Below are 12,742 nucleotides of genomic sequence, written 5' to 3' on the forward strand. Positions count from 1 at the left end.
CCGGGGCCGGCGCCAGGGTCAATCGGCAATCAGCTCGGCGCTGTGCAGCAGGCCCGCCAGGCGCTGCAACAACAGAGGGTTACGCAGCAGGTCGTAGTGGCCGGCATCGATCTGCTCGGCGCCGGTGAGTTGTGGCAGCAGCCGCTCGAAGGCTTGGCGCTCCAGCGTGCCTACGCCGTTACCCCACCAGCAGCACGTGTCGACTGCCACCCACGGCAAGACGCTGAACGCCTGCGCCAGGGCCTTGAGTTGCATGCCGACCATAAACGCCTGTGCCAGGTCGGTCGCCTCCAGTTGGCCATAACGCCCCCCCGCCCGTTGACCGGCTTGCAAGCTATTGATGATCACTTCCACGGCCGCTGGCTGCAGGGTGACCGGCAATGCCTGCGGCCAGGTCTGGCCCAGGGTGGCGGTGAGGAAATCCTGCAGGTCATCGCGCCAATCCGAGGTAGCGGGCGTCGAGGTGGGCATGTAGCTGTCTACCAGCCCGACAAATTCCACCGCCTCGCCTTGCTCCTGAAGCTCTTTGGCCACCAGCAGCGCCAAGGGTCCACCGAGTGACCATCCCAGTAAACGATACGGCCCGTAGGCCTGCTTCTGGCGAATGTACTGAGCGTAATCGATCGCCATCGCCGGCAATGATTCATCCTGCCATTGGCGGTCCAGCAGCATGCGGCACTGCACCCCATAGACGCTGCACTCGCCTTCCAGCAGGCGTGCCAGTGGCTCATAGTCAAATACGGTGCCGAAACCGGCATGCAGGCAGAACAGTGGACGGCGGTTCGCCACGTTACTGTTGAGCAGCAACAGCGGATCAAGCGGAGCTTCGACCTCTTCATGGCCACTGAGCTGGGCGATGGTCGGCTTGCTCATCATGTCGCGCAATTTCAGGTCCAATCCAAGCTGCGTGTTGCCGCGCACCTTGCCCAGCACCTTGAGCACGCGCAGCGAATCGCCGCCCAGCTCGAAGAAATTGTCGGTGACACCCACCTGCTCGACCTCCAGGACCTCCTGCCAGATCGCGGCCAGCGCCTGTTCGACCGGGGTGCGTGGCGCAACGTAATGGCGCCCCTTGAATTCGGGGTCTGGCAATGCCTTGCGATCCAGCTTGCCATTGGGGCTGACGGGAAACGCTGGCACCACCAGAATCTGCGACGGCACCATGTAGTCGGGCAGTTGCGCCTGCAAGTCCTGGCGCAAACGCTCGGCAAGCGCCGGATGCTCATCGGCAACCACGTACCCGATCAACTGCTTGCCGGCGCTGGTGTCACGTGCGACCACGACCGCATCACGCACCTCGGCCATGTCACGCAGCCTTGATTCGATTTCGCCAAGTTCAATGCGGAAGCCACGGATCTTCACTTGATGATCCAGGCGTCCGAGGTAATCGAACACCCCGTCCGCCCGCTGACGCACCAGGTCGCCAGTGCGGTAGAGCCGCCCGCCGTCCGTGGAAAACGGGTCCGCGACAAAACGCTCGGCAGTCATTCCCGGACGCTGGCGATACCCGCGTGCCAGCCCCTCACCACCGATGTACAACTCACCGGCAACACCCTGCGGTACGGGGTTGAGGCATGCATCCAACACATAGAGGCTGCGTTCGCCCACTCGACTTCCGATCGGCGCATACACCGCGTCACAGGTTTCGCTTGCGGCGGCTTTCCACAACAGGGGCGTGACCACCGTTTCCGTTGGGCCATAACCGTTGGTCAAATAGCGCGGCTTGAGGGTGCGCTTGACCAGTTCGAAACTGGCCTGCGCCACGGCATCGCCACCAAAGCAGTAGACCTGCACCGGCGGGGCTTCCCGGCCTTCGGCATACTCCGCCAGTTGCTGCAGATACGCCGGCGGGAAACAGGCAATACTGATGCGCTGCTCGTGCAGCGCCTGCCAGGTTTCCTGCGGGGTCCACAGGTTATTGTCGCGAATCACCAGGCACCCGCCACTGCGCAGGGTCGACAGCCAGCGCTCCTGGGCGCCGTCGAAGGCGAACGACATGAACAACAGTTCGCGCGTCGCCCCATCCATTTCGTAGCGTTCGGCAATCGCGGCGCAGTGCATGCCAATGGGACCGTGACTCACCGCCACGCCCTTGGGTTGCCCCGTGGACCCTGAGGTATAGATCAGGTAGGCGAGGTTATCCGGTTGCAGGCGCGATGGCGGGCATGCATCCGGGAAACTGTCCAGAGACACGCGGTCCAGCAACACCCGGGTGGTCGCATCCAACGCCCCAAAGCCTTCGCTGATGCCACTGTGGGTCAACAACACCGAGACATTCGCATCCTTGACGATCCAGTCCAGGCGCTCCCGAGGGTAATCGATGTCCAGCGCCACGTAGGCTCCACCCGCCTTCATGACCGCGTAGAACGCGACAATCACCTCGACGCTGCGCTGCAGGGCGACTCCGACGCACACCTCCGGGCCCACGCCCAGGCCGATCAGGTAATGGGCCAGGCGATTGGCACGTTGCTCCAATTGCCCATAGGTCAGTTGCACGCCGTCACACACCAGCGCCACCGCCTCGGTTCGCGCCTGGGCCTGTTGCCGGATCAATTGCGGCAACAAGGGTTGCGTGGCCGGCACCTGGCGCAGCGGGTTCGCGGCGAGCAAGCCGGCGTATTCGTCGCACGCCAGAGTCGGCAAGCTGCCCACCCGGGCCTGAGGCGAATCGAGCATGGCCAACAACAGCGTCTCGAAACTGCGTCGAACCTGGTCGCACGCCTGTTCGGTGAACGCGTTGCGCAAATACAGGAACTCGATCTTCAGGGTCTGGCCCAGGTTGATCGCCAGGTCCATCGCGTAGTTGGTCACATCCCGGGTACTGACCTGGCCAAACTGCAGTTGTTGATTGCCGACCTCGGCCAGGCGCTCATCCACCGGGTAGTTTTCGAACACAATAATGCTGTCAAACAACGGCGTGCCGCCCTGCCCCGACCAGCGCTGGATATCGGCCAATGCTGCGTGTTCGTAGTCGCGCACTTCCAGGTTGAGCGCCTGCAATTCAAGCAGCCACTGGCACAGCGCCTTGGCCGGATCCGGTTGCTGGACGATCGGCAATGTATTGATGAACAACCCGAGCATTTCGTCGGCACCCGGCAGGCTGGCCGGACGTCCGGCCACAGTGGCGCCGAAGCACACACTGGCTTGCCCGGTATAGCGCTGCAACAGCAACAACCACACCGCCTGGATCAAGGTATTCGGGGTGATACGCCAGTGCTGGGCAAATTCGCGCAGGCGCCGGGTCTGGCTGACATCCCAGTTCAGGTACAGCGCCGCGTGCCCTTCCAAGCCAGGCTCGGGCTGGGGATGAATACTCGCCGCCAGGCTGGTGGGGCCTTCAAGGGCTTGCAGTTGCGGCTTCCAGAACAGCGACGCCGTGTCCGGGGACTGCTGGCGCAGCCAGGCGATGTAATCGCGGTAATGCCCTTTGCGCGCAGGCAAGGCGCGGCCGGCGTACACCTCGAAGACTTCACCCATCAAGCGCGAGTTGCTCCAGCCATCCATCAGGATATGGTGGCTGGTCCAGATCAGTTGGTGGCGGTGTTCATCCAGGTGCACCAGGGTCAGGCGCGTCAGAGGGGCCGCCAACATGTCAAAGCCCTTGGCGCAATCGTCCTGCGCCAAGGCTTGCAAGGCGTCAGCATCAACCTGGCGATCGCGCCAATCGACGATTTGCACCGAGACCTGGGCGGTCTTGTACACCACCTGCAGCGGTTCGCGCAGGTCGCTGGACGACCAGAAGCCGGTGCGCAGAATCTCATGGCGAGCGACCACCTGATCCCAGGCGGCGATAAACGCCGGTACGTCCAGCCCCTCGACAGGCACACAAGTCTGGTTGATATAAAGGTGCGCCGCCGACGGGTCCAGCGTATGGAACAGCATGCCTTGCTGCGTCGGTGCCAACGGATAGAGGTCTTCGACCTGCTCCAACGGCACGGGCAGGCTGTCCAGTTGTTGCTGGGTCAAGGTGCAGAGGGCAAAGTCCGAGGGCGTCGCGCCCAGGTTTTGCGACTGGCTGCAATGTTCGACCAGCGCCTGGAGTTCGGCGATGTACGCCTGTGCCAGATGCTCGATCGTCGCCTCATTGAACATCTCCCGACTGAACACCCAGTTCAGGCTCAATTGACCGCCGTACACCTGACCATTGATGGTCAACCAGTTGCCCAGCGGCGCTTGCGGGCTTTGTTCCAGGCCGATGGATTCGCCGGAAGGCACAAACAGCGCACCGGCATCCACATCAAAACTGCCGTCAAACTGCCCCAGGTAGTTGAAGGTCACACGCGGCGCGGGCAACTGCCCCAGTACCTTGCGGTGCACGGGGCTGCCCATGTAGCGCAGCACCCCAAAGCCGATGCCCCGCTGGGGAACGCCTCGCAGTTGTTCCTTGACCTGCTTGATTGACTCACCAATACCCGCTGCCGGCGTGAGTTTCACCGCAAACAGGCTGGTGAACCAACCGACCGTGCGGGTCAGGTCGATGCTGGCAAACAGATCTTCACGGCCATGCCCTTCAAGTTGAATCAGCGCCTGGTCGTGGCCGGTCCAGCGCACCATGACTCGGGCCAGCGCAGTCAGCAACAGGTCATTGACCTGCGTCCGATAAGCCGCGGGCGCTTCCTGCAGCAGCAACTGCGTCAGTTCCTTGCTCAACTGCGAATGGACCGTGAGGCCATGTTTGTTTTGCAGGCCACCCCCTGGATGATCCACCGGCAAGTCCGGGCGGGCATCCTGCAACTGCTGCTGCCAGTACTGCACTTCGGCTTGCGCCTCGGGGCGCTGCGCATAAGCCTGCAGGTGCTCGGCCCAGGCCCGCACAGAATGAGTCTTGGGCGCCAGCTTGAGCGCCTGCCCGCTCGCCACCTGGCGATAGGCAAGTTGCAAGTCGTCAAACAGAATGCGCCAGGAAACACCGTCCACCACCAGATGGTGAAGCACCAGCAACACCCGCTGCGAACCATCCGCCAACGCGACCAGCGCCACCCGCAGCAGCGGCCCGTTCAGCAGGTCGAGACTCTGCTGGAGTTGCTCGCCAAACGCCTGCAACGCTTGCGTATCGCGCAGCTGAACCTCCTGCAACACGTTCCGGCCCTGCAACAGGGCCTCGACACTGCGATAAGTTGCGGCCCAGCCCTCTTCGCCCTGGCTGAACACCAGGCGCAGCGAATCGTGATGCACCAGCAGCGCACGCAACGCCTGCTCCAGCAGTGCAGCCTCGATAACCTGAGTCGGCTTGAGCAGCACCGACTGGTTCCAGTGATGACGCTCGGCGATGGGTTCTTCAAAGAATCCCTGATGAATCGGCAACAATGGCAGGTTGCCCGTTACTGCGCCTTGCTCGACTTCAAGCCCGGCGGCATCGATGCGCGCGACGCCAGCCAGCCCCTGTACGGTCTGGTGCTGGAACAGCTCCTTGGGTGTGAAGAAAATCCCGGCCTGGCGGGCACGCCCCACCACCTGGATCGAAATGATCGAGTCGCCACCCAGCTCGAAAAAGTTATCCGACAAACCGACCCGCTCAAGCTTGAGCACGTCTTGCCAGATCGCGGCAATCTGCTGCTCCAGCGGGCTTTGCGGCGCAATGAAGTTTTGTTGAGCCTGGCGTACATCCGGCTTCGGCAACGCCTTGCGCTCCAGTTTGCCGTTGGGGCTCAGGGGCAGTTGCTCGAGGAACAACAGGTGCACCGGCACCATGTAGTCCGGCAGCACTTCGCGCAAACGGGCCTTGAGCATTTCGCGCAGCGACGCTTCGGCCACATCGCCTTGGGCAGGTACCACATAGCCCACCAGTTGCAGGCCGCTCGCGCCGTCAACCGCCAGCACTACCGCTTCGCGCACCGCGTCCTGCTCCATCAGGCGTGCTTCGATTTCCCCCAACTCGATCCGCAGGCCGCGGATCTTCACTTGATGGTCAATACGCCCGACGTATTCGATCACGCCGTCTGCCCGGTAACGCGCCAGGTCGCCAGTGCGGTACAGCCTCTGGCCGCCGCCAAACGGGCTGGCGACAAAACGTTCGGCGGTCAGCGCCGGGCGACGGTGATAACCCCGCGCCAGTCCTTCACCGCCGAGGTACAACTCACCCACCACCCCGACAGCTACCGGCCCCAGGCCCGCATCAAGAATGTAGGTCCCCAGGTTGGCAATGGGCTGGCCGATGGGCACGCTGTCGCGCCCCTCTTCACGGCAGGTCCAGTGGGTGACATCGATAGCAGCCTCGGTCGGGCCGTACAGGTTGTAAAGCCGGGCTTGAGGCAGCTTGGCGAACACTTGCTGCTGCGCGTCCACCGGCAAGGCCTCGCCGCTGCAGATAATGCGCTGCAAGCCGGTGCAACTGTTGACCGCTACATCGGCGACAAACGCTTGCAGCATCGACGGTACAAAATGCAGGGTGGTAACGTGCTCACGGTTGATCAGTTCAATCAGCTTTGCCGGCTCGCGGTGAATGCCGGGTGCTGCAACCACCAGGCGCGCCCCCGTCATCAACGGCCAGAAGAACTCCCACACCGACACGTCGAAGCTGAAGGGGGTTTTCTGCAACACCGTGTCCACTTCACTCAAGCCATATGCCTGCTGCATCCAGCACAGGCGGTTGGTCAGCGCCGAGTGACGATTGCCGGCGCCCTTGGGCTTGCCGGTGGAACCGGAGGTGTAAATCACATACGCCAGGTTTTCCGGCTGCACACTGATCGGCGGGCAGGTCGAAGCGTACCCGGCCAGCGGTTGATCCAGCAGCAGGCAAACCACCTGCGCCGGGATCGGCAAGCGCTCCCGCAGCGCCTGCTGGGTCAGCAGCAAACCAATGCCACTGTCCTCGATCATGTAGGCCAGGCGCTCCTCGGGATAGTCCGGGTCCAGCGGAACATAAGCACCGCCGGCCTTGAGCACCGCCAGCAACCCGACCACCATCTCGATACTGCGCTCGACCGCCACACCCACCAGCACGTCCGGGCCGACACCGGCTTCGATCAACCTGTGCGCCCATTGGTTGGCCAGCGTATCCAACTGGCGATAGGTCAGTTGCCGGCCGGCAAACACCAGGGCGATGGCCTGCGGCGTAGCGTCCACCTGGGCCTGAATCAGCGCCTGTACGCTTTGGTCCAACGGGTAAGCGGCTTTGGTGGCATTCCAGTCCTGTAGCAGCGTGCGCAACTGCACCGTGTCGAGCATCTGCAACTCGGCAATCGCCCGGGAAGGCTGGGCGACAATCCCTTGCAACAGAGCCTGCCAGTGCCCCGCCATGCGCTCGACTGTGGCCGGCTCGAACAGGTCAGTGGCATAGGTCAATTGCGCCGACAGGCCCTCGCTGTGTTCAACCGTATTGAGGGTCAGGTCGAACTGCGAGGTATGGGTTTCCCAGCTCAGGCGTTCGATCTCCAGGCGCGAGGCCTGGCCTGTCACCTCGACCCGCCCGCGAGTGTCTTCACTTTGGTGGTTGAACATCACCTGGAACAAAGGGTTATGGCTCAACGTCCGCTCGGGCCGCAGGGCTTCCACCAGTTGTTCGAACGGCAGGTCCTGATGCGCCTGCGCGCCCACGGCATTTTGCTTGACCTGTTGCAGGAACTCGCGGAAGGACGTGCGCCCGTCGACGTCGGCCTTGTGAATCTGCGTGTTGACGAAGAATCCGATCAACCGTTCGGTTTCGGCACGGTTCCGGTTGGCCACCGGCACCCCGACCCGAATATCGCCCTGGCCGCTGTAGCGGTACAACAGCACCTGGAACGAGGCCAGCAACAACATGAACGGGGTGACGTTTTCGCGCTGGGCCAGCCGCTTGAGGCCGGCAACCAGTTCCGCGCCCAGGTTGAGGGTGTGGGTGTTGCCGCGAAAGCTCTGCTCGGCGGGACGCGGATGATCGAACGGCAATTCCAGTACCGGCTGCTCGCCACCGAGGCGTTCGGTCCAGTAGCCCAACTGGCGCTCCAGTTCTCCCGCCTCCATCCACTGGCGCTGCCACAGCCCATAGTCGGCGTACTGCACCGGCAACGGCGCCAACTCGACCGAACGTCCCTCGCTGTAGGCGGCATAGCACTGCACCAGCTCGTCGACCATCACCTGCATCGACCAGCCATCGGAAACAATATGGTGCTGAGTGAGCACCAATACATGCTCATCGGCACTGACTCGCAGCAGCTTGACCCGCAATAACGGGCCTTGCTGCAAATCGAACAACTGTCGGGTTTCATCCTCCACGAACGCCTTGATCTGAGCGTCACGCTGTTGCGCGTGCGCCGATGCCAGGGTGTGCAAGTCGATGCTGGCGCCCGCTGCCGGGCTGATGACCTGCAGCCGCTGTGAACCGTCCTGGACAAAATGGGTACGCAGCGATTCATGACGCTCGATCAGCGTCGAAAAGCTGCGCTCCAGGGCTGCCACGTCCAGCGCGCCACGCAAACTCAGGGCACTGGAGATGTGGTAAGCCGTACTGTGCGGATCCATCTGCCACAAGAACCACTGCCGCTCCTGAGCGTAGGACAGCAACAACGGTTCACTGGCGTTTCTCTTGAAAACAGGCGCGACACTGAAGAGATTGATGCCCTTGTGTTTAAGCAGCACCGCCAAGGCTTTGCGTTCCTTTGGCGAAAGCTCGCCCACTGCTCCGATCAACTCTTTCACACCTATCCCCTTCACTCTGAAATTAGCTTTTCAAGCTCATCCCCTGTTAAACGTTTGAGGGCCTCCAAAGATTTAGCCAATTCATCCATCAGCGGTTCACTGGCCGATCCCAACTGCGCCACTTCGGCACTGAAGGTGCGCAAGGTGCTGGCAGCGAACAGCGTCTTGAGCTGCACTTGCAGGTCCATTCGCTCACGGATACGCACGATGAGTTGGGTGGCCAGCAACGAATGCCCGCCCAAGGCAAAGAAGTCATCCTCCAGGCCGACCCGCTCGACGTTAAGTACCTCACTCCAGATTTGCGCCAATTGCTGCTCGGTGTCGGTCTGCGGTGGTGTGTACTGGTCGCGACGCTGTACCGCGCCAGGGGCCGGCAAGGCCTTGCGATCAAGCTTGCCGTTGGGGGTCAGCGGCAGGTATTCAAGCACCAGCAACTGCGCCGGCACCATGTAGGCAGGCAACACTTCATGCAGGCGGCGCTTGAGGTCGTCTTGCAAGTCTGCTTGCGCGTCGGCGTCGATAAGGCCTGGCTGGTCGGGCACTACATAACCCACCAGTTGCAAGCCACTCACACCTTCCACCGCCAGCACCACGGCCTCGCGTACCGAGCCATGGGCCATCAATTGAGCTTCGATTTCGCCCATTTCAATCCGGAAACCGCGGATTTTCACTTGATGGTCGATGCGCCCGACGTACTCGATCACCCCCTCCGGGCGATAACGGGTCAGGTCACCAGTGCGGTACAAGCGCTCGCCGGTGGTCGAGAACGGGTTCGGCACAAACTTCTCGGCGGTCAGCCCCGGACGCAGTAGATAGCCACGAGTGATGCCCTCACCGGCCAGGTAAAGCTCCGCCGCCACGCCGACGGGCACCGAGTGCAACTCGGCGTCGAGCAGGTAGCTGGCGGTGTTGGCCAACGGCCTGCCGATATTGGCCTGGCCGCCGGCTTCGCGGCGGGTCCAGGTGGAGTAAGTGGTGTCTTCCGACGGGCCATACAGGTCGTAGACATGCTGCACATGCCCACGGCCATACAGCGCATCCACCAACGACTGCTTCAGCGGTTCGCCCGCCAGATTGATGATGCGCACGCTTTGCGGGATTTGCCCGGCACGCTGCAAGGCTCCCATCGCCGAAGGCACGCTGTTGATCAGGCGTACCCGGTCTCGGGCCGCCAGCTCCGGCAGCTCCAGGGCATTGCGGGCACCGACGATAAAGCCGCCGCCAGCCAGGGTCACAAACAGCTCCCACACCGACAAGTCGAAGCAGATCGACGTGGAGGCCAACACCCCTTGAATGTCTTCAGGGCTGTAAACCTGCTGCGACCACTGGGTCAGCGCCGCCACGTTGCGGTGAGTAATAGCCACGCCCTTGGGCAGGCCGGTGGAGCCGGAGGTGTAGATCACATAGGCCAGGTTATTCGCACTGACCACAACGGCCGGGTCCTGATCATCGGTGTCCTGAGTCTCAGCCAGCAGTACTTCGATGGATGCAGTCACCTCCACCGCCGCCAGCACATCAGATTGCGTCAGCAACACTCGAGCCTGGCTGTCCTTGAGCATGTACGCCACGCGCTCGGCCGGGTAATCCGGGTCCAGCGGCACATACGCGCCGCCCGCTTTGAGTACCGCGAGCAATGCCACGACCATCTGCGCACTGCGCGGCATGGCCACGCCAACCCGCACTTCAGGGCCAACACCCAGCGCCACCAGCTTGCGCGCCAGGGCATTCGCCCGGCCGTTCAACTGGCGGTAGGTGAGTTGCTCATCACCCCAGATAACCGCCAGGGCGTCGGGCGTACGCTGCACCTGGTCCTGAATCTGTTGATGGATGCACCGCTCACGCGGGAAGTCCAGGCCATTGGCGTTCCAGGTCTGTTCAATCAGTTGACGTTCGTCGCCACCGAGCATCACCACATCAGCCAGTACCCGCTCACTTGAAGTCGTCAACTCGACCAGCAACCGGTTGAGGTGACCAGCGATACCTGCCATCGCCTCTGCACCAAACACGCTGCAGTCATAGTGATAGTGCAGGGCCAACGTCTGCCCGGCATTGACCAACAATGTCAGCGGATAATTGCTCTGCTCATGGGCTGCAACGGCGCCAAACACCAGGCCATTGTCGCTGCCCTGGGCCAGCGCTTCGGCGATCGGGAAGTTCTCGAACACCAACAGTGTGTCAAACAACGACTCGGAACCGTGTTCGGCCCAGCGCTGAATCTCGAACAGCGGCGTGTGTTCATGCTCACGCAGCCCCAGGTTTTGCGCCTGGACCGCCTGCAACCAATGACTGACGCTCTGCCCGGCGAGCGGGCTGGCAACCACTGGCAAGGTATTGATGAACAACCCGATCTGCTGCTCGACCCCCTTCAGATCGGCCGGACGCCCAGCCACGGTGGCACCAAAGCACACCGTCGACTGCCCGGTATAACGCTGCAAAAGCAGGAGCCAGGCGGCTTGCAGCAAGGTATTGAGGGTGACTTTCTGCTGGCGGGCAAACTCGTTCAGAAGGCGCGCCTGAGTCGCATCCAGTACCTCGAAGTGGCTGGCATAGCCTGTACCCAGGACACGTGGCGCAACGACCGCCTGGGCCAGGCGCGTCGGTGTTTGCAGCGAGGCCAGCTGCTGCTTCCAGAACGCTTCCCGGAGCGTTTGGTCCTGACCTTGCAGCCAGGCAATGTAATCACGATAACGCCCGGTCGATACCGGCGGGTTATGACCACTGTAGCGTTGCAGCACCTCACCGAGCATCTGCGAGTGGCTCCACCCATCCATCAGGATATGGTGATGAGTCAGGATCAGGTGATGGTGACGATCATCCAGCGCCACCAGGGTCAACCTGAGCAACGGTGCCTCTTGAAGCTCGAAGCCCCTGGCTTGTTCGGCCTCGGCCAGTTGGCGCAAGGCCTGCGCCTGCCCGGTACGCCCGCGCCAGTCGTGCAGCGCGTAAGGCAGGGTCACTTGCTTGCGCACGATCTGCAACGGCTGATCCTGTTCAGCCAACCACACGAAGCCGGTGCGCAGGATGTCATGGGCATCCAGGGTGGCTTGCCAGGCCTGGCGGAACTTGTCCGGGTCCAGTCCTTCGACGTCCAGGCACATCTGGTTGATGTAATCGCCAGAGGCCTGTTCATATAGCGTGTGGAACAGCATGCCTTGCTGCATCGGTGACAACGGGTAAATGTCTTCGATGCTGTGTGCCGTCATGGGCAAGCCGTCCAGCGCGGATTGGCTCAGGGTCGCCAGCGGGAAGTCCGACGGCGTCACCGCTCCGGCGCCCGGCAGGCAGCAATGCTCGACCAGGCCAGCCAACTCACGGGCGTAGTCATCGGCCAGATGCTGGATGGTCGACTCGTCGAAACGTTGGGCACTGAAGGCCCAACCCAGGCTGAGCTCGCCGGCGAACACCTGGCCATTGAGGATCAGGCCGTTGGCCAACGGCGCCTCTGCGTTTTGCTCCGGCCCACGGGCTTCGTCGCAAGGTGCCCAGAGCGGTACATCGCCATCGTCAAAACTGCTGTCGAACTGGCCCAGGTAATTGAAGGTGATCTGCGGTGCAGGCAACTGCGCCATCGCCTCCCGCGTCTCTGTCTCGGCAAAGGTAGACAACACACCAAAACCCAGGCCTTTATCGGGGATTGCGCGCAGTTGCTCCTTGATGTTTTTCAGCGAACCCGCCGGGTCACCGGCCGGGGTCAGCTTGACCGGGAAAGCACTGGTGAACCAGCCGACGCTGCGGGTCAGGTCAACTTCATCAAACAGGTCCTCACGGCCATGGCCTTCCAATTGGATCAAGGTGCTCGCCTGGCCGGTCCAGCGGCAAATCACCCGCGCCAGTGCCGTCAGCAGCAAGTCGTTGATTTGCGTGCGATAGGCCGCCGGGGCGTCCTGCAACAGGCGGCGGGTCTGCACCGAGTCCAGACGGCTGTACACCGTGAGGCCGTCCTGGTTGGTTTGCCGACCACCGGAATGGTCCGAGGGCAATTGGGCTTGAACATCGTGCAACTGCATTTGCCAGTAAGGCAATTGCTCCAGCGCCTCCTCCCGGGCAAAGCGAGCCAGCCGCTCGCCCCAGGCCTTGACCGACGAAGTCTTGGCCGGCAGTGCCACGACACGCCCCTGCTGCAGTT

The 12,742-nt window shown here is 62.4% G+C and carries 2 protein-coding genes and 1 pseudogene; all 3 read right to left on the reverse strand.

Annotated elements, in window-relative coordinates; genetic code table 11:
- Nucleotides 1–18 precede the first annotated feature (18 nt).
- Complete coding sequence (locus HX818_RS27515; RefSeq protein ID WP_371315745.1) at nucleotides 19–7,167, reverse strand: amino acid adenylation domain-containing protein; 7,149 nt, start codon at nucleotides 7,165–7,167, stop codon at nucleotides 19–21.
- 30 nt (nucleotides 7,168–7,197) lie between these two features.
- Nucleotides 7,198–8,487 (reverse strand): annotated as a pseudogene (locus HX818_RS31565) (condensation domain-containing protein); the annotation flags it as partial.
- 140 nt (nucleotides 8,488–8,627) lie between these two features.
- Nucleotides 8,628–12,742 (reverse strand): non-ribosomal peptide synthetase (locus HX818_RS27520; protein ID WP_177021079.1); only part of this gene is annotated, 4,115 nt, incomplete at its 5' end.

This window comes from Pseudomonas sp. F9001, assembly GCF_013385435.1.
Classification (GTDB): domain Bacteria; phylum Pseudomonadota; class Gammaproteobacteria; order Pseudomonadales; family Pseudomonadaceae; genus Aquipseudomonas.

Excerpts from the sequence above, each read along its gene's own strand:
- HX818_RS27515 (WP_371315745.1), bottom strand. The coding sequence starts at position 7,167 with ATGCTCGACACGGTGCAGTTGCGCACGCTGCTACAGGACTGGAATGCC.